This is a genomic window from Falsiroseomonas sp. (genome assembly GCF_051859025.1).
Taxonomy (GTDB): Bacteria; Pseudomonadota; Alphaproteobacteria; order Acetobacterales; family Acetobacteraceae; genus Falsiroseomonas.
Map to the genome: position 1 here is coordinate 29,291 of NZ_JBHYGL010000006.1, position 17,932 is coordinate 47,222.

Consider the following 17,932-nt stretch of genomic DNA (forward strand, 5'->3'; position numbering starts at 1 on the left):
GGTTCACGCGCATCATCGGCGAATAGCCGATGGGTTCACGCGCATCATCGGCGAATAGCCGATGGGTTCACGCGCATCATCGGCGAACGACCCTGATCCGCCGCTGAGATCCGGCCAGGCGCCCGCTGCATCGCAGCGCGTGGCGCCGGCCGGCGCCGCCGCGCCCCATCCCCCGGGCGCGGCGCAGGCGGGGCGGATGGCGCGGGCCCGAAGGGTCCCCATCCGCCCCGCCCCCCCTTGCCGCAAGCAACCCGCGCAAGCGGGCCTGCGGAGCCATGCCGTGGCGCCGGCCCCAGGGGCAATCCCCCCGGGGGCAACCGGCGGCCCGGCCCCTTCCCCGCACCCCATCACGAAGGAGGGCCACGATGCCCGCCAGCACCCAGATCGACGCCGTCTTCGCCGTCCAGTTCCAGGCCGAGGTGAAGGAGGCCTATCAGCGCCAGGGCAGCAAGCTGCGCCCGCTGGTCCGTTCCAAATCCGGCGTGACCGGTTCCAGCACCTTCTTCCCGAAGGTCGGCAAGGGCATCGCCGCGGCGAAGACGCGCAACGGCGCCGTCCCCGTCATGAACCTGGAACACGCGCAGGTGGAATGCGTGCTGCAGGACTACTATGCCGGCGACTGGATCGACCGGCTGGACGAGCTGAAGACGAACATCGACGAACGCACCGTCGTCGCCAATGCGGGCGCCTATGCGCTGGGCCGCAAGACGGACGAACTCATCATCGCGGCGCTCGATGCCGGTACGCGGGAAGCGATCGGCACCGCCGCCGGCACGACGGACAGCGACGGCCTGACCAAGGCGAAGGTGCTGCTGGCGTTCGAGATGATGGGCGCGGCCGATGTGCCGGATGATGGCGGCCGCGTCGCCGTCGTCGGCTGGAAGCAGTGGAGCCAGCTGCTGGCGATCGAGGAATTCGCCTCCTCCCAGTATGTCGGCGACGAAGCGCTGCCCTGGAAGGGCAGCCAGGCGAAGCGCTGGCTCGGCGCGCTGTGGATGCCGCATTCCGGCCTGACCAAGTCCGGCGCGCTGCGCTACTGCTACTTCTTCCACCGCACCGCCATCGGCCATGCCGCGGCGGCGGAAGTGCAGACCGACGTCACCTGGCATGGCGACCGCGCCGCGCATTTCGTCGCCAACATGATGAGCCAGGGCGCCGTGCTGGTCGATGACATGGGCGTCGTGCGGATGCGCGCAGCGGAATAAGGCTGCGGATGCGCGCGGCGGAATAAGGCTGCGCATGCGCGCGGCTGAATAAGGCCAGGCTCGTCGCCACCACCCAGGGCGGCCCTCTGCTGAAGGGGGCCGCCCAACCTCCCGCGAATGGACATGACAACCATGGCACTCACCGCGCTCGCGCTGTGCTCGCGCGCCCTGCTGCGCCTTGGCGCGCAGCCCGTCGCCTCACTCGATGAGGGGACGGCGGAGGCGGAGGTGGCGGCGAATCTGTACGCGCCGGTGCGCGATGCGCTGCTCTCCGCCCATCCCTGGTCCTTCGCCACGGGCCAGTCTTCCCTGCCGCGCCTGGCGGCCGTGCCGCAGGCGGACATGGCGCATGCCTTCCAGCTGCCGCCGGGCTTCCTGCGCGCGCTGTCCGCCGGCAGCGGCGGGCGCGGGCGCGGCACGCCCTACCGGCTGCATGAGGACAGGCTGCATGCCGATGCGGAACAGGTCGTGCTGACCTACATCTTCCGCGCCGATGAAAGCGCCTTCCCGCCCTTCTTCGCGCAGGCCCTGGTGGCCCGCCTGGCGGCTGAATTCTGCCTGCCTCTGACGGAAAGCGCTTCGCGGGCGGAGATGCTGTTCCGCCTGGCGGAGACGGAGCTGCGCGGCGCGCGGCAGATCGACAGCCAGCAGGACACGCCGCGGGCGATCGAGGATTTCCCGCTGGTCTCGGTGCGGGGCTGATCGCATGACCATCGCCACGCGACGCACCAAATCCTCCTTCACCGCCGGGGAACTCGCGCCCAACCTGTTCGGCCGCGCCGACCTGCGGGCCTTCGAGAACGGCGCGCGGCGGCTGCGCAATGTCGTCATCCAGCCCACGGGCGGCGTCGCGCGGCGGCCGGGGCTGCTGCATGTGGCATCCCTGCCCGGGCCGGCGCGCCTGATCCCCTTCGAATTCAACACGGAGCAGACCTACCTGCTGGTGCTGACCGAGGGGCAGCTGCATGTCTTCCTGGGCGATGCCGCGGTAGCGAGCCTGCCGGCGCCCTGGTCCACCGGCATGCAGGGCCAGGTTTCCTTCACGCAGAGCGCCGACACGCTGCTGCTGTTCCACCCCGATGTCGCGCCGCAGCGCCTGACGCGGAGCAGCCATACCAGCTGGACGCTGACGCCCTTCGTCTTCGATGCCGCGCCGGTCTACAATTTCCGTCCCGGCGTCACGCTCGCGGCATCGGCCACCACCGGCACCATCACGCTGACAGCTTCCGCCGACGTCTTCTCCTCCGGCCATGTGACGGCGCCCTTCCGCATCGCGGGCCTCACCGTCGCCATCACAGCGGTGGCGAATGCGCGATCGGCGACGGGCATCGTCAACGGCACGCTGCCCGGCACCGCGCCGACCACGGATTGGGCGGAGCCCGCCTTCAGCGGCGTCCGCGGCTATCCCGTCTCCGCCTGCTTCCACCAGGATCGCCTGGTGCTCGGCGGGTCGCGGGACCTGCCGAACCGGCTGTGGCTGTCACGCACCGGCGACATCGGCAATTTCGACAACGGCACCGGGCTCGATGACCAGGCGATCGAATTCGCGCTGGTGTCGGACCAGGTGAATGCGATCCGCGCCGTCTTCTCCGGCCGCCACCTGCAGGTCTTCACCTCCGGCGCCGAATGGATGGTGACGGGCGATCCGCTGACGCCGTCCTCCATCCAGCTGCATCGCCAGACGCGCGTCGGCAGCCTGGTGGACCGGCAGGTGCCGCCGGTGGATGTGGATGGCGCCACGCTGTTCGTCGCGCGGTCCGGCCAGGCAGTGCATGAATTCACCTATACCGACGTCGCCGACGTGTACCAGGCGAATGACCTGGCGCTGGTGGCGCGGCACCTGATCCAGCAGCCCGTCTCCATGGCCTATGACCAGACCATGCGGCTGCTGCATGTGGTGATGGCCGATGGGTCGATCGCGACGCTGACGCTCTATCGCGCGGAACAGGTGACGGCCTGGACGCGGCTCGACACCGCAGGCCGCTTCAAGGCAGTGGCGGAGACCGAGGGCCGCGTCTTCGCCGTGGTGGAGCGGAATGGCTGGCATCGGCTGGAACGCTTCGACACGGCGCTCGGCCTCGATGCCGCGCTGTCCGGCACCAGCGCCACGGAACAGGATGTGTGGTCCGGGCTCGGCCACCTCGACGGATCGGTGGTCAGCGTCATGGCGGATGGGGCGCCGCGCGGGGCCATGACCGTAGCCGGCGGCGCCGTCACGCTGGACCCGCCGGCGCGCGCGGTGCAGGTCGGGCTGCCCTTCCGCCATGTGGTGGAACCGCTGCCGACGGGCCTGTCCGGTGCCGGTGGTGCCGCATCCGCGCCGCTCCGCCTGGTCTCCGCCACCTTCCGGGTCATGGAGACGCCGGCGCTGGAGGTCGACCTCGGCCGCGGCGTGCAGCCCGTGCCCTTCCGGCGGCTGGACACGGCGCTGCTGGATGCCGCGCCCGCGCCCTTCACCGGCGATGTCACGCTACGCGCCCTCGGCTGGCGGCGCGACGCGATGGCGCCGCTGTGGCGGGTGGAAGGCGAGACGCCGCTGCCGCTGACCCTGCTTTCCGTCACCACCGACATGAGGATGACCGACTGATGGCGCAACTCGCCCCCATCGCGACTGCCCTCGGCGCGGGCGCCTCGCTGTATTCCACGGTGCGCCAGGCCCAGACGCAGTCCGGCAACGCCAGGGCCCAGGCCGCCGCCGCGCAGCAGCAGGAAGCCGCGCGGCAGCAGCAGCTGGCCGCGCAGCAGGCAGCGGAATCGCGGGCGCGCGAGGCACGCCTAGCCGGCACCACCGCCGCCGCCCGCGCGCGGCTCGCGGCCAGTGGCGTCTCGCCGGATGAAGGCTCCGCCGCCGCGCTGACGGCCGGGCTGGAACGCGATGCCGCCGCGGCGCAGGCGGACAGCGACCAGGTCTTCGCCGCCCGGCTTTCCGCCGGGCGGCGCAGCCTGCTGAACGATGACGGTTCGCTGACCACCTGGCTGCGCGCAGGCAGCAGCTTCGGCAATTCGCTGCGCAACCTGCTGGATTGATGACCCGTCGCCGCGCGCTGGCCGCGCGGCCCTTCCCTGCCCCCCTTTCCTGGAGCCCACGATGGCCGAGCACATCCGCATCGGCGACGTCGCGCCGCGCGTGCAATACGTGGGCGATGGCGCGCGCAGCGACTTCACCTTCCCCTTTCCCATCTTCCTCGCGGAGGAGCTGGAAGTCCGCGTCGACGGCATCGTCCTCGGCAGCGGCTTCACCGTTGCCGGCGCCGGGCAATCCGATGGCGGCACCGTCACGCTGCCATCGCCGCCCGCCACCGGCAGCACGGTCACGCTGCGCCGCCGCATCAAGGTCGAACGCACCTCCGACTTCCAGGACAATGGCGTGCTGCGCGCGCGCACCCTGAACGATGAGCTGGATCGCGTGGTGGCCGCGCTGCAGGAGCAGCGGGAGGAGCTGGCCTCCACCCTGCGGCGGGACCCCGCCGATCTCGGCGGCGACATGACGCTTCCGATGCGGACCGCGCGCGCCAACCGGCTGCTCGGCTTCGACAGCGTGGGCGACATCGTGGTGGTGCCGCGCGATTCCGGCCTGCTGACGGCGCCCTTCCCCGGCGCCGTGCCCCATACGGTGGAGGACAAGCTGGCGGAGACGCTGAGCGCGCGCGACTTCGGCGCGACCGGCGATGGCGTGACGGATGATGGCCCCGCCCTGCAGGCCGCGATGAACGCCGCCGCCGCATCCGGCAAGGTGCTGACGATCGGCGAGGGTTCCTTCCGCACGCTGCAGCCCCTGACTCTGCCGGGCGCCGCGGCGGGCCTCACCATGCGCGGCCGGATCGTCTATGCGGGCCCCGGCGGCCAGGTGGCGCTGACCATTGGCGATGGCGGCGCCACGCGCAACGCCAACAAGTTCCACAGCGGCATCGCCGTGTTCCGCGCCACCACCAGCGACTGGATGGATGAGGGCGATATCGGCGTGGTCATGCGCAACCACGATGCCTCCCTCATCGAGGTCCGGGAGATCACGGGCTTCACCATCGGCCTGCGGACCCTGGGCGTCGAGCGTGGGTTCGAGGATTCCACCCTGATCCTCGGCCGCTTCGTGAACAACAAGATCGGGCTCGACATCCGGGCCGAGACGGCGGCGGCGTGGAACACCTCCATCCGCTACTATGGCGGGCACTTCGCCGTGGGCTCCACCGTGTACACGGACAAGGACCGCTTCGGCATCCGCCTGTCCGCCGAGCCCGGCGCCTATGTCGCGCATAACCGCCATCTGTTCGACGGCCCCAATTTCGAGCTGAATTCGCGCACGATCCCGGCCACCGGCATCCCCTTCCTGTGCGAGGTGAACAGCCGCGCCATCATCGCGCGCTGCGTCCGCATGGAAGGCTGCGACGCCATCGTGGCCCGCCACACCGCCGGCGCGCAGGACCACCTGTATGAGGTGGCCTGGGCCAGCCAGGGCTATGCGATCGAGATCGAGCACACGGCAACGGCCACGCGGCTCGGCGGTACGGTGCAGGCGCTGCACCAGGCGCTGCCGAACCGGGAAGCGACGCGAGAGGTGGCGGCGGTGCCGTCGCTGCGGGCCGCCGCCATCCGCTGGAACGCGACGGAGACGGGGTTCGAACAGCTTGCCTGCCTGTCCACCAGCGTGTCCGGCAGCCCGACCTCCCTGCCGCAATTCGCCTTCCCGGCCCTCGATTCCTACACGCTGACCAGCCGTGGCGTGGTGCTGACGGGCGGGCGCGGCCTGGGCTTCGTGGTGGATACGTCCCGCTGCAAGGATTTCGCCCTGACGGTGGATGCGGATTCCCCGCGCCTCATCGTCATGGCTTTCGATGCCAGCTGGAACCTGCTGACGGATGCCGCCGGCACCATGGTGATGGCATCGGGCCAATCGATGGTCTGGAACGCCACCGCGCGCTGGTGGCAGGGATCGGCGGACATGGATGATGAGGGGCTGACGCGGCTGCAGGCCGTGCGCCTGGCGCCGCAGGTGGCCACCGCCATCATCGGCGTCGCCCGCATCACGGCGGATTACGAATTGCGTGCCATGCGCCTGCATTGCGATCCGCGCCACGCGCCGCCGCTGCTGTTCGGGCTGCCGGACCTGCGCATCGGCGTGCGGGAGTTGATCGCGGAGCAGGCCTGGGATCCGGCCTCCATCGCCGCCGGCGCCAGCGCGCAGACCAGCGTCACCGTCGCCGGCGCCAGGGCCGGGGATTTCGTGCAGGCCTCCTTCTCCCTCGCCACCTCCGGCTGCGTCTTCCTGGCGCAGATCGGGGCGCAGGACACGGTGACGGTCACGGTCTGGAACCGGTCCGGCGCGGCGGTGGACCTCAACCCCGGCACGGTGCGCGTGCGGGTGGTGAAGGCATGAGCAGGCCTACCGCCACGACCCGCCGCAAGGCGCCCGGCGTGCCGCGCGCCAAGCTCGCCGCCGTGCTGGATCGCGTCGCGGAGGAATACGCGCATTTCGTCAGCGACCCGCCGCTGGAGGATGTGCCGCCGGATCCCAAGAACTTCGCCGCCCGGCAATCCGCCGCCCGCGCGGCGCTGGCGCATATCAGCGAACTCGCCGCCCTGGCCGCGGGGGATGCGGAGGCGCCGGAGGAGACGGTGGACGACATCCTCGCCAAGGCGCGCGCCACCATCGCGCGGGAAGGCGATGCCGATGCGCCGCCGCCGGCGGATGGCCCGGCCGATGACAGGGAGGAGGAGGCTTGAGCCCACGCCCCGCCGACCTCGTCGAATTCGCCTGGATCTGGAACCAGGCCAGCGGCCTCGGCACCCCCCCCTTGCACCGGCGCGTGCTGCGCTGGCTGCAGGCGCGGGAGGAAGCCGGGGATCGGCGGCTGCTGCTGATGGCCTTCCGCGGCTTCGGCAAATCCACGCTCATCGGCCTCTACTGCGCGTGGCGCCTGTATCGCGCGCCGGAGACGCGAATCCTGGTGGTGGCGGCGGACCATGCGCTGGCGACGAAGATGGTGGCGAATGTCCGCCGCATCCTCGGCCGCCACCCGCTGTGTTCCGCGCTGCTGCCCGGGCATGGGGAGGGGTCCTGGGCGTCGGATCGCTTCACGGTGGCGCGGCCTGGCGTGCTGCGCGATGCCTCCATGATCGCGGCGGGCATCGGCGGCAACATCACCGGCGCGCGGGCCGACCTCATCATCGGCGACGATGTCGAGGTCGCCGGCAATTGCGACACGCCAGCGAAGCGGGAGGAGCTGCGGGAAAGGCTGACGGAGGCCGAATTCGTCCTCGTTCCCGGCGGCAGCATCCTGTTCGTCGGCACGCCGCATGCGGAGGACAGCCTCTATGCGGAAGGGGAGGACGCCTTTCTCTCGGGCTACCGGCGCCTGGCGCTGCCGCTGCTGGACGGCGAGGGGCGCAGCACCTGGCCTGAACGCTTCGGGGATGCCGCCGTGGCGGCGCTGCGCGACCGCGTCGGCCCGCTGGCCTTCCGCCGGCAGATGATGCTGGAACCCGTGCCGATGGGGGCCGCGCGGCTCGATCCCGCCGCGCTGTCCCGCTACGGCGCGGAGATCGACTACCGGGAGGCCAATGGGCGCGGCGTGCTGTCCCTGATGGGCACGCGCCTCGTCTCCGGCGGCGGCTGGTGGGACCCGGCCTATGGCCGCCCCGGCAGCGGCGATGCCAGCGTGCTGGCGGCCACCTTCAGCGATGCGGAAGGCCGCCACTACCTCCACCGCGTCGCCTACCTGCTGCACGACCCGGAGGCGGAGGAGGACGCCGCCACCCAGCAATGCCGCGCCGTGGCGGCGCTGGCGCGGGAGCTGATGCTGCCGGTGGTGCGGGTGGAGACGAATGGCCTCGGCCGCTTCCTGCCCGGATTGCTGCGGCGGGAGATGGCGCGGGTCGGTGCCGCCTGCACGGTGACGGAGGTCGCCAGCCGCCGCGCCAAATCCGACCGCATCCTGGCGGCGCTGGACCCGGTGCTGGCGGCCAGGCGCCTGTCCGCCCATGACAGCGTGCTGCGCGGCCGCTTCGTGCGGGAGATGGCGGAATGGCGCCCGGATACGCCGGGGCTGCACGATGACGCGCTGGATGCCGTCGCGGGCTGCCTGCTGGCCGAACCGGTGCGCCTGCCCTTCACGCCGCCGGCGCCGCGCATGGCGCTGCCCTGGCGCGGCATGTGACGGTCACGCCCGCTTGCGGGCGATCTCCGTCCCATGCCGGTCGAGACCGGCTTCCGTCGCCTCGAACCGCCCATCCGGGCGGCTCCGCGCCAGGCCCATGCCGGCCAGCCTCTGCAGGCAGGGGCCGTCCTTCAGCCCGTCAGGGCGCCCATGCGGCCGCACCAGCGTCAGCCGGTGCAGCGCCGATCGGCAGCAGGTCTCCAGGTAAGGCTCGTTCCACATCGGTCCGCGCGACGCATCCCCCGCCGCGCGGCCTTTCCGCGCGGCCCCCCGAGGGTGGTTCCGCCGCCGCTTCCCTTCAAGGAGTGCCCCCATGATCCCCGAGATCCCGCCCCAGTTGCTGGCCGCGGCCTCTGATGCGCCGCTCGCCTTGCTGATGCTCTGGATGGTCCATGTCCTGCGCCGGGACCTGATGGCGCGGCCGGAACCGCCCGCGGCCCCGGCCCCGCCCGTATCCTCCGCCCGCGACGACCTGGCCGAGTTCAAGCTGGAGGTCGCGCGCACCTATGTGCCCCTCTCCCTCATCCGGGACCTCGATTCGCGCCTGTCGCTCCACCTGGTCCGCATCGAGGAGAAGCTGGACGAGGTGAGCCGCGCCGCGACGGCCGCGGCCGCCATCTCCGGCCAGGTCGTCACGCAGCGCAAGGTCGGCTTCTCCGCCCGCGCCGAGGGGGAGACGAGGGCATGAGCGCGACGCTTGATCGCGCGGCGACGCCCGCGGGGCTGACGGTGCTGGCGCTGACGCTCTGGGGCGAGGCCGCCGGCCGGCCGGTGCGGGGGATGGAGGGCGTCGCCGCGGTGGTGATGAACCGCCTGCGCCTGTCTACCCTGCCCGACGGGCCGAAGCACCTCGGCACCGGCATCGGCGCCATCTGCCGCGCGCCCTTCCAGTTCGCCTGCTGGCATCCCCGCCATCCCCGGCGGGGCGCCATGGCGGACCCGGCGACGCGGGAGGATCCGGCCTTCGCCATCTGCCAGCGCATCGCCGCCCGGGCGCTGTCCGGCGCCCTGCCGGACCCGACAAGGGGAGCCACCCACTACCATGCGGCCGACACCCTGCCCCGCTGGGCTGTCGGCCAGGTGCCGGTGGCGGAAGCGGGCGGGCTTGTCTTCTACCGGCTGCTCGGCTGATACGCTGCACCCCGAAGCAGGGGCCGGCGCATGGAAGACCGCATCTACACGATGGTGAGGGAAGCCGATTGGCGCGCGGCGGAGGCCGCCGGCGCCTATGCCGGCAGCGCGCATGACCAGCGCGATGGCTTCCTGCACTTCTCCACCGCCGCCCAGCTTCGCGCGAGCGCGGCGAAGCACCGCGCTGGCGTGGCGGATCTCTGGCTGGTGGAGGCCGATGCGGCGCGGCTCGGCGATGCGCTGAAATGGGAACCGGCTTCCGGCGGCAGTCGCCCCGGCCTGTTCCCGCATCTTTATTCAGCGCTGCCGCTATCCGCCGTGCTGTCCGTGACGCGGCTGCCGCTGCTCACGGACGGCACGCATCACTTTCCCGCGATGATCCCCTGAACCGGGCCGGCTGGCCGGGCCGAAGCCCAGTCACCGAAGCCCGGTCACCGAAGCAGTTTCAGCCGCAGCGCGACGTCGCGATCCGGCAGGACACGCCGGCGGCCAGGCGGCCGGAACAGTCCCGCAGCGCGGCGAATTCGGCCGACGTCTCATCCTGCCCCGACCCCGTGCCGTAATGGTGGATCGTGAAGGTCCGGGGGTCCGAGGTGATGACCAGGCCATTGGCCCGGATGCCGAAGGCAACCGCCAGGCACCGGTCCGCCGTCTCCGCCAGCAGGCGGCAGGGATTGTTGTTGTTGCGGCGGAAGCATTCCGTCTCCGCGCCCCGATGCGCCGCCATGCGTTCCTGCGGCATGGAAACCGAGAGGCCGCGGCCGGGCAGCGGCGCGGCATAGGCGACGATGCTGCGCCCTGTCGCCGCGGCGGCGCGCTGCGGCATCGCGGATGGCACGCCGGCCGCCAGGCCGGCCCCCGCGGCGGCGCCCGCTGCCACGCGCGCCGAACCGGGCGCCGTGGAACTCCCCGGGGCGCCACCCGTCGTGCCACGGCCCGTGGCTTCCGGCGTGCCGCGCTGGTTCTGCCGTGACAGATGCCGTTCCCCCGCCGCGCAGCGGACCAGGCAGGCCTGCACGGGTTGCGGGTTCATCGCGCGGTCGGGCATCCGGGCATCGCATTGCCGGCGGCACGACATGCTGTCCACGGGCTTGTTTGCCTGGCTGGACTGCGCCGAGGCCTGTATCGGCATCCCCGCAGCCATCATCGTCAGAAGAAACGCGGAGAGCCGGACCCAGCCGACTCGTTCCGAAGTAACCATCCCTGGATCGCCTCGAAGAAACCGCCGGCGCGCGTTACATCTTGTATACACACCGCTGACGCGAGGTTAACCCGGCGCAGGGCGCCCGACCAGCCCTTCGATGACGAAACGGTCCGGTCCTTCCCCGACCTCAATCCGCCTTCGCGCCGCTGCGTCGCACCGCCTCCGCCCAGCGCCTGCGTTCCGCGGCCAGGAAGGCATCGAGGCTGCGATCCCCCAGCGCGACGGGGTCCGCGCTGCGGGCGCGCATCAGCGCCTTGTAGCTGTCGGAGGCCGTGACCTCCGCCACCGCCGCCGCCAGGCGCGCCACAACCGGGGCGGGTGTCGCCACCGGCGCGAACAGGCCGAACCAGTTCGGCGCGTCCAGGCTGGCGAAGCCTGCCTCCACCAGGCTCGGCACTGCCGGCAGTTCCGCCGCCCGGCCCCGTGTCGCGATGCCGACGATGCGCGCCTGGCCGCCCTGGTGCAGCGGCAGCGCCGTTGTCAGCGCATCGAACATCATCGCCACCTGCCCGCCCGCGAGGTCCGCCAGCGCCGGCGGGCTGCCGCGATAGGGCACATGCACCATCCGCAGCCCGGCATCGGCTGCGAACAGCTCCGCCGTCAGATGCGTCAGGGACCCGCTGCCGGATGACGCGAAGGGCAGTTCCCCGGGCTTCGCGCGCGCCGCTTCCAGCAGCGCGGGCAGCGTGGGCTGCGGCAAGGCACGCGGACTGACCAGCATCACATTCGCTTGAGCGCCCAGCAGGCCGAGGCAGGTGAAGTCGCTGTCCGGGTCGTAGTTCAGCCGGCTGTAGAGTGGCTTGGCGATTCCCATCACGGCGGGCCCGACGGCGAGCAGCGTGTAGCCATCGGGCGTCGCCTTCGCGACCGCTTCCGATCCCACATTGCCGCCGGCCCCCGCGCGATTCTCCACCACGACGGGCTGGCCCAGCACGCGGGACATCGCCTCCGCCGCCGCGCGGGCCAGGATGTCCGTGATGCCGCCGGGCGCGAAGGGCACCACCACGCGCAGCGCGCGGCTGGGGAAGGGATTGCCCTGCGCCAGCGCTGGCGCGGCAAGCCCGGCGGCGATGCCCGTGAACAGCAGGCGGCGTGCGATCAGGGTCATGGGGCGATCTCCGCGCGGGGAAGGACGCAGCATTGCCCGCGGACCTCGGGGCGGCAATGCGGAATGCCACATTCTGCCCATCTTGCCGGCACAGCATCGCGGCGATGCGTTCAATGGCATAATTTGCAGGCCGAATGCCCGCCTTGCGCGCAGCCGCATCCGGGCGGAAGCTCCGCGACAGCCCATCGCGAAAGCTGTCGCCGCATGACGCCCCGCCTCCTTGCCGCCACGCTGCTCGCCGTCACCTTGCCAGCCGTCACCTTGCCCGCCGGGGCGCCGCATGCGCAGAGCCTGACGCTGGCCCTGGCCTCCACGCCCACCGCCGTGGACCCGCATTTCCACAACCTCGTGCCCAACAACGCCATCGCGGCGCATGTCTTCGACAAGCTGGTGCATCAGGATGAACGGCAGCAGCTGGTCCCGGGCCTGGCGGAATCCTGGCGCGCCCTTTCCGACACCGTCTGGGAATTCCGCCTGCGCGCGGGCGTGACCTTCCACGATGGTGCGCCGCTGGGGGCGGAGGACGTGGCCGCCAGCCTGCGGCGCGTGCCCGCCGTGCCGAACAGTCCAGGCCCCTTCACGCAATTCACCCGCGGCATCGCCAGCGTGGAGGTCGTGGATGCGCGCACCCTGCGCATCACCACGCGCGGCCCGCAGCCCCTGCTGCCGACGGACCTTTCCGTCATCAACATCATCCCGCGCCGCCTGGAAGCCGCGACCACCGCCGATTTTCGCGCCGGCACCGCCATGGTCGGCACCGGCCCCTTCCGCTTCGAGAGCTTCGTTCCTGGCGACCGCGTGGTGCTGACGCGCAACGACAACTACTGGGGCGGCGCCGCCCATTGGCAGCGCGTGACGCTGCGCATCATCCCGAATGACAGCGCCCGCGCCGCGGCGCTGCTGGCCGGCGATGTCGATGCGGTGGATGCCGTGCCCATCACGCAACTCGAGGCCCTGAAGCGCCGCCCCGACCTCCGCCTGTTCCGCGCCACCTCCAACCGCGTGATGTTTCTGTCGTTCGACACCTTCCGGGAGACAACGCCCCACGCCACCCAGCGCGGCGGCGCTTCCATGCCGAACCCGCTGCGCGATTCCCGCGTGCGCGCCGCCATCTCCCGCGCCATCAACCGCCCCGCCATCGTAGACCGGCTGATGGAGGGCGAGGCCATCGCCGCCGGCGGGTTGCTGGCGGAAGGCTTCTTCGGCGCCAGCCCGCGCCTGGCGCCCGAGGCCTTCGACCTGGAAGGCGCCCGCCGCTTGCTGCGCGAAGCGGGCCTGCCCAACGGCTTCGCGCTGACCATCCACGGCCCGAACGACCGCTTCCCCAATGACGAGAAGATCCTGCAGGCCGTGGCCCAGATGCTGCAGCGCGCCGGCATCGAGACGCGGGCCGAGGCGCTGCCCTTCAACACCATCCTCTCCCAGGGCGGCCCGCCCAACCACGCATACTCCTCGATGCTGCTGGGCTGGGGCAGCAATACCGGGGAGGCATCGTCGCCACTCCGCGCGCTGCTCGCCACCATGGATCGCGAGCGCGGCATGGGTGTGGGCAATCGCGGCCGCTATTCCAACCCCGCGCTGGACGCCGTGATCCAGCAGGCGCTCGGCACGGTGGATGACGCCGCCCGCAGCGCACTGCTGCAGCAGGCCAGCGAGATGGCGATGGCCGACCACGCGCTGGTGCCCATCCTCTACCAGGTGAATATCTGGGCGACGCGCGGCGGCATCGCCTATACGCCGCGCGCGGATGAGTGGACCCTGGCCCGCTTCTTCACCCCCGCGAACTGACGGATACATGATGATGACCGAGGCCTGGCGCCTTTCCGCCACCGAACTCGCCGCGCGCTACCGCGCCGGCACGCTGCGGCCGAGCGAGGCGCTGGCCTCCATCCTCGCCCGCATCGCCCAGGCGAACCCCGCCATCAACGCCATCGCGACGCTGGACGAAGCGGGCGCGACGCAGATGGCCGCCGCCGCCGATGCGCGATTCTCGGCGGGCACGCCGCTCAGCGCGCTGGATGGCGTGCCCGTCTCCATCAAGGACAACATCACCCAGGCCGGGCTGCGCTGCGCCTGGGGCAGCGAACTCTACCTGGATTACGTGCCCGACCAGGATGAGACGCCGGTGGCGCGCCTGCGCGCCGCCGGCGCGGTGCTGATCGGCAAGACCAATGTCTCGGAGTTCACGCTGGGCCGCGGCAACATCGACACCAAGGCCTTCGGTGTCACGCGCAACCCCTACAACCCGGCGCTGACCTCCGGTGCCTCCACCGGCGGCGGCGCGGCGGGCGTGGCTTCCGGCTTCGGGCCGGTCACGCTCGGCACCGATGGCGGCGGCTCCATCCGCCGCCCCGCCTGCCACAACGGGCTGGTGGGACTGAAGCCCTCCACCGGCCGCGTCGCGCGCCGCCACGGGCTGCCCGTGATCCTGGACGATGCGGAGGTGATCGGCCCCATCGCCCGCACGGTCGATGACCTGGCCGCCACGCTCGCGCTGATCCAGGGCCCGCTGGATGAGGACCGCCTCTCCATCGGCGTGCCCGGCCCGCATGAGGAACCGCCGCCGCCGAAGAACCTCCGCATCCTCTACATCCCGCAATTCGGCGACTGGAAGGTGGATGCGCCCGTCGCCGAAAGCTGCGCGGAAGCGGCGCGGAACCTGGCCGCCCTCGGCCACCGCGTCACCACCGGCCGGCTTCCCGTGGACCTCGCCCTGTTCGAGAAGCATTGGCCGACCTTCACGCAAGGCGGCCTCGCCTGGGTGCTGCGCGGCCAGGATTGGCGCGGCCACATCGGCGCGATCTATGAGGAGATGGCCGATCGCGGCGCCACCCTGACGGCCGCCGACTACATCGACGGCCTAGCCGCCTTCCGCGAGGTACAGGCGCAATTCGCCGTGGCCTTCCGGGACTGGGACGTTCTGGTGACGCCGACCGCCGGCGCCCTGCCCTGGCCGGCCGACCAGTTCGGCCCGCCCCACAACCGCGCCTTCACCGGCATCGTCAACGCCGGCGGGCTGCCGGGGATGAACGTGCCCTGCGCACCGTCGGCCGACGGCCTGCCCATCGGCTTCCAGCTCATCGGGCCCTATGGCGCGGATTGGGCGCTGGTGGCGCTGGCGCGGCAGTATGAGGCCGCGCATCCCTGGGCGGATCGCTGGCCGCCGCTGTAAGCAACATCACACCGGGGGGCGTGGCGCCCCCCGGACCCCGCCGCTAGCCGGTGATACCGATCTGCCAGGGCGCGAATTCGTGCTTGCCGACGCCGAGCTCCTCGCTCTTGGTCTTCTCGCCCGAGGCGATGCGCAGCATGAGGTCGAGGATGCGCTCGCCCATCTCCTCCATGCTGGCGGTGCCGTCCAGGATCTCACCGCAATTGATGTCCATGTCCTCCTCCAGCCGGCGGAACATGGGCGTATTGGTCGCGAGCTTCATGGAAGGCACGGGCTTCGCGCCATACATGGACCCGCGCCCCGTGGTGAAGGCGATCATGTTGGCGCCACCCGCGACCTGGCCGGTGGCGGAAACGGGATCGAAGCCGGGCGTGTCCATGAAGACGAAGCCCTTCACGCGCACCGGCTCCGCATAGCGCAGCACATCCATCAGCGGCCCGGTGCCACCCTTCATCGAGGCACCCAGCGACTTCTCGAAGATGTTGGCCAGGCCGCCGGTCTGGTTGCCCGGGCTGACGGTGCCGTTGATCTGCGTGTCTCGGCCCGGCGTATAGACATCCTTCCACCAGCGGATGCGCTCGATCAGTTTCTCGCCGACCTCCTGGCTCACGGCACGCCGCGTCAGCGTGTGCTCCACGCCATAGATCTCCGGCGTCTCCGACAGGATCGCGGTGCCGCCATGGCGCACCAGCAGATCCATCGCATTGCCGAGCGCGGGGTTGGCGGTGATGGAGGAAAAACCGTCGGAGCCGCCGCATTGCAGGCCGACCGTCAGGTGTTCGGCGGACACCGTGCTGCGCGTCGCCTTGTTGGCCTCCGGCAGCATCTCCTTCACCGCGGCGATGCCGGCATCGATGCTCTTCCGCGTGCCGCCGATCTCCTGCATCACCAGCGTCTTCAGCAGCGGCCCGGGCGTGAGGCCCTGTTCGGCCAGCAGCCCCGCGATCTGGTTGCGCTCGCAGCCCAGGCCGATGACGACGACGCCGGCGACATTGGGGTGGCGCATGTAGCCGCCCAGCGTCCGGCGCAGCAGTTGCATCGGCTCCCCGGACAATTCCATGCCGCAGCCCGTGGAATGGGTGAAGGCGGCCACGCCATCCACATTCGGCCATTCCGCCAGGCGATCCTCCGTGAACCAGTCCGCCACAGCATGGCTGACGGTCGCGGAACAATTCACCGAGGAGACGATGGCGATGTAGTTGCGCGTGCCGACGCGACCATCGGGCCGGACGATGCCCGCGAAAGTCTTGCGCTGGTCCACGGGTACCATCTCCACCGGGCGGTAGTCCCGGCCGATGGCGTAGTCCCGGTCGAACTCCCGGAACTCGATATTGTGGTTGTGCAGCATGGTGCCGGCGGGGATGTCATCCGCGGCGAAGCCGATCGTCACCTGGTACTTCAGCACCGGGTCGCCGCGGCGGAGGTGCTGGGTGGCGATCTTGTAGCCCGCCGGCACCTTGTCCCGCGTCACCAGATTCTCCCCGGGGATGGAGGTGCCGGCTTCGCATTCCGTGCGGGCGACGACGACATTGTCATCGGGATGCAGGCGGATGACGGGGCCGTTCAGGCGCTTGGCGTGAAGGTCGATCATGGGTTCCTCAGGGGGTATCGGCCGCGATGCCGTTACCCCCCATATCGCCACAATCCAGGCCCGATGTCAGCGCCCGGCCACCCCCTCATTCCGCCGGCAGCAGCGCGGGGTGCCGGCGGGGGGACCGCGCCGCGGCCAGCAGGACCAGGCGGGCCAGGAACATCGCCACCCCCGCCAGCCAGACCAGCGATGCCGCGATCGCCAGCGCTGGCGCCTGGTGCTCGATGGACAGGTAGATGCCGAAGGGGAACAGGAAGGCGCTGCTGGTGGAGAGCGCGAATTGCGCCACCGCCGGCACCGGGTTGGCGTGTAACTGGGGATAGGCCCGGAAGGTCAGCCCCATCAGCGCGAGCGAGGTCCAGCCCAGCAGGTTAAGATGCGCATGCACCGGCGCCAGGTGGAAATCATGCTGGATGCCCATCAGGACACCCAGGCAGACGCCGACCAGCAGGCCGAAGGCGGCGGCGATGATGAAGAACAACGGAAGGCGGGGCATGGATTCTTGCTCCTTCAACGACGGGGCGCCCTTCTAGTCCCGCCCCGCCGCCCCTTCATGTCGCCGGCTGTTTCATCGGTATCGCCGCTGTTTCAGCCCCCCTGTCTCAACCCAGCATCTGGCCGCCATCGACGATGATGGTCTGCCCCGTCACCCAGCGCGCCGCGTCGCTCGCCAGGAACAGCGCGACCTCCGCCACCTCCTCCGGCGTGCCGAGCCGGCCGAAGGGGATGGCGCCGAGGATGCGGTTGTACAGCGCCGGGTCGCTGCTCCGCCGCTGTTCCCAGGACCCGCCCGGGAATTCGATGGACCCCGGCGCCACCGCATTCACCCGCACGCCATCCGGCGCAAAGGCGGCCGCCTGGCTCTGCGTGTAGTTCACCAGCAGCGCCTTCACTGCCGCATAGGCCGGTGTGCGCAGCGAAGGCCGGAAGCCGGAGATGGAGGTGACATTCACGATGCTGCCGCGCGCCTGCTTTAGCCAGGGCGTCGCCGTCCGGCTGGCTCGCACCGTCGCCATCACGTCCACATTGAGGCCGCGCGCCCAATCCTCCTCCGTATCGCGGGACCCGAAGCCGCTGGCGTTGTTCACCAGCACGTCGATGCCGCCCAGCGCCGCCGCCGCGGCCTCCACCCAGCCCGTGACATCCGCCAGCACGCCGAGATCCGCCGATACGGCATGCGCCGTCACGCCACAGGCCGCGATCTCCGCCCGCGTCGCCTCCAGCGCTTCCGCGCCGCGCGCGCAGATCGATACGGCCGCGCCCGCCCTGGCAAAGCCGAGCGCGACGGACCGCCCGATCCCCTTGCTGCCGCCCGCCACCAGCACCCGCTTGCCCGCGAAACCCGCCATCATGTCTCTCCCATGCCGATG

18 protein-coding genes are annotated in these 17,932 nt (G+C 71.2%); 12 read left to right on the forward strand and 6 right to left on the reverse strand.

Annotated elements, in window-relative coordinates:
• Nucleotides 1-365: 365 nt before the first annotated feature.
• The 7 genes from ACTIE5_RS08505 to terL all read left to right on the forward strand — a co-directional run bounded on the left by ACTIE5_RS08505 (nucleotide 366) and on the right by terL (nucleotide 8,356).
• The gene (locus tag ACTIE5_RS08505) at nucleotides 366-1,205 is read left to right on the forward strand and encodes a phage capsid protein (protein WP_439549264.1); all 840 of its coding nucleotides are present in this window, start codon (nucleotides 366-368) and stop codon (nucleotides 1,203-1,205) included.
• A 132-nt stretch (nucleotides 1,206-1,337) separates the two neighbouring features.
• Entirely contained in the window at nucleotides 1,338-1,907 is a 570-nt protein-coding gene (locus tag ACTIE5_RS08510) for a hypothetical protein (protein ID WP_439549265.1), read from the forward strand.
• A gap of 4 nt (nucleotides 1,908-1,911) precedes the next feature.
• Complete coding sequence (locus ACTIE5_RS08515) at nucleotides 1,912-3,792, forward strand: hypothetical protein (protein ID WP_439549266.1); 1,881 nt, start codon at nucleotides 1,912-1,914, stop codon at nucleotides 3,790-3,792.
• Nucleotides 3,792-4,232 carry a hypothetical protein gene (locus ACTIE5_RS08520; RefSeq protein ID WP_439549267.1) on the forward strand — a complete coding sequence of 147 codons (441 nt, stop codon included), beginning with the start codon at nucleotides 3,792-3,794 and terminating at the stop codon, nucleotides 4,230-4,232. Before ACTIE5_RS08515 ends, ACTIE5_RS08520 begins: the two co-directional genes overlap by 1 nt.
• Before the next feature lie 61 nt (nucleotides 4,233-4,293).
• Nucleotides 4,294-6,576: a phage tail fiber domain-containing protein gene (locus ACTIE5_RS08525; protein ID WP_439549268.1), complete on the forward strand. Its 2,283-nt coding sequence runs from the start codon at nucleotides 4,294-4,296 to the stop codon at nucleotides 6,574-6,576.
• On the forward strand, nucleotides 6,573-6,923 hold the full coding sequence (locus tag ACTIE5_RS08530; protein WP_439549269.1) for a hypothetical protein: 351 nt from the start codon (nucleotides 6,573-6,575) through the stop codon (nucleotides 6,921-6,923). The genes ACTIE5_RS08525 and ACTIE5_RS08530 overlap by 4 nt, the downstream gene beginning before the upstream one ends.
• Nucleotides 6,920-8,356, forward strand: coding sequence for a phage terminase large subunit (gene terL, locus ACTIE5_RS08535; RefSeq protein ID WP_439549270.1), 1,437 nt, complete (start codon nucleotides 6,920-6,922; stop codon nucleotides 8,354-8,356). The genes ACTIE5_RS08530 and terL overlap by 4 nt, the downstream gene beginning before the upstream one ends.
• Before the next feature lie 3 nt (nucleotides 8,357-8,359).
• Here terL and ACTIE5_RS08540 read toward each other — a convergent pair whose 3' ends face one another.
• Nucleotides 8,360-8,578, reverse strand: a complete 219-nt coding sequence (locus tag ACTIE5_RS08540) for a hypothetical protein (protein ID WP_439549271.1) — start codon at nucleotides 8,576-8,578, stop codon at nucleotides 8,360-8,362.
• A gap of 91 nt (nucleotides 8,579-8,669) precedes the next feature.
• Here ACTIE5_RS08540 and ACTIE5_RS08545 point away from each other — a divergent pair, with 91 nt between their 5' ends.
• Genes ACTIE5_RS08545 through ACTIE5_RS08555 form a run of 3 tightly spaced genes read left to right on the forward strand, consistent with a single transcriptional unit; the run spans nucleotide 8,670 to nucleotide 9,874 of the window.
• Nucleotides 8,670-9,044, forward strand: coding sequence for a hypothetical protein (locus ACTIE5_RS08545; protein ID WP_439549272.1), 375 nt, complete (start codon nucleotides 8,670-8,672; stop codon nucleotides 9,042-9,044).
• A complete protein-coding gene (locus ACTIE5_RS08550) occupies nucleotides 9,041-9,487 on the forward strand; it encodes a cell wall hydrolase (RefSeq protein WP_439549273.1) in 447 nt (148 codons plus the stop codon). The genes ACTIE5_RS08545 and ACTIE5_RS08550 overlap by 4 nt, the downstream gene beginning before the upstream one ends.
• Before the next feature lie 30 nt (nucleotides 9,488-9,517).
• Nucleotides 9,518-9,874, forward strand: a complete 357-nt coding sequence (locus ACTIE5_RS08555; RefSeq protein WP_439549274.1) for a DUF952 domain-containing protein — start codon at nucleotides 9,518-9,520, stop codon at nucleotides 9,872-9,874.
• Between the two features lie 58 nt (nucleotides 9,875-9,932).
• Here ACTIE5_RS08555 and ACTIE5_RS08560 read toward each other — a convergent pair whose 3' ends face one another.
• Together ACTIE5_RS08560 and ACTIE5_RS08565 are read right to left on the reverse strand one after the other, a co-directional pair.
• Nucleotides 9,933-10,619 carry a DUF4189 domain-containing protein gene (locus ACTIE5_RS08560; protein WP_439549275.1) on the reverse strand — a complete coding sequence of 229 codons (687 nt, stop codon included), beginning with the start codon at nucleotides 10,617-10,619 and terminating at the stop codon, nucleotides 9,933-9,935.
• Between the two features lie 199 nt (nucleotides 10,620-10,818).
• Nucleotides 10,819-11,799, reverse strand: a complete 981-nt coding sequence (locus ACTIE5_RS08565; RefSeq protein ID WP_439549276.1) for a Bug family tripartite tricarboxylate transporter substrate binding protein — start codon at nucleotides 11,797-11,799, stop codon at nucleotides 10,819-10,821.
• Nucleotides 11,800-12,003: 204 nt separating this feature from the next.
• Between ACTIE5_RS08565 and ACTIE5_RS08570 the strand changes: the two genes are divergently transcribed.
• Nucleotides 12,004-13,587, forward strand: coding sequence for an ABC transporter substrate-binding protein (locus ACTIE5_RS08570; RefSeq protein WP_439549277.1), 1,584 nt, complete (start codon nucleotides 12,004-12,006; stop codon nucleotides 13,585-13,587).
• A gap of 7 nt (nucleotides 13,588-13,594) precedes the next feature.
• On the forward strand, nucleotides 13,595-14,971 hold the full coding sequence (locus tag ACTIE5_RS08575) for an amidase (RefSeq protein WP_439549278.1): 1,377 nt from the start codon (nucleotides 13,595-13,597) through the stop codon (nucleotides 14,969-14,971).
• A gap of 43 nt (nucleotides 14,972-15,014) precedes the next feature.
• Here ACTIE5_RS08575 and ACTIE5_RS08580 read toward each other — a convergent pair whose 3' ends face one another.
• The 3 genes from ACTIE5_RS08580 to ACTIE5_RS08590 all read right to left on the reverse strand — a co-directional run bounded on the left by ACTIE5_RS08580 (nucleotide 15,015) and on the right by ACTIE5_RS08590 (nucleotide 17,914).
• Nucleotides 15,015-16,562: a UxaA family hydrolase gene (locus tag ACTIE5_RS08580; protein WP_439549279.1), complete on the reverse strand. Its 1,548-nt coding sequence runs from the start codon at nucleotides 16,560-16,562 to the stop codon at nucleotides 15,015-15,017.
• Nucleotides 16,563-16,647: 85 nt separating this feature from the next.
• Nucleotides 16,648-17,058 carry a hypothetical protein gene (locus ACTIE5_RS08585; RefSeq protein WP_439549280.1) on the reverse strand — a complete coding sequence of 137 codons (411 nt, stop codon included), beginning with the start codon at nucleotides 17,056-17,058 and terminating at the stop codon, nucleotides 16,648-16,650.
• 106 nt (nucleotides 17,059-17,164) lie between these two features.
• Nucleotides 17,165-17,914 carry an SDR family NAD(P)-dependent oxidoreductase gene (locus ACTIE5_RS08590; RefSeq protein WP_439549281.1) on the reverse strand — a complete coding sequence of 250 codons (750 nt, stop codon included), beginning with the start codon at nucleotides 17,912-17,914 and terminating at the stop codon, nucleotides 17,165-17,167.
• Nucleotides 17,915-17,932: the final 18 nt, after the last annotated feature.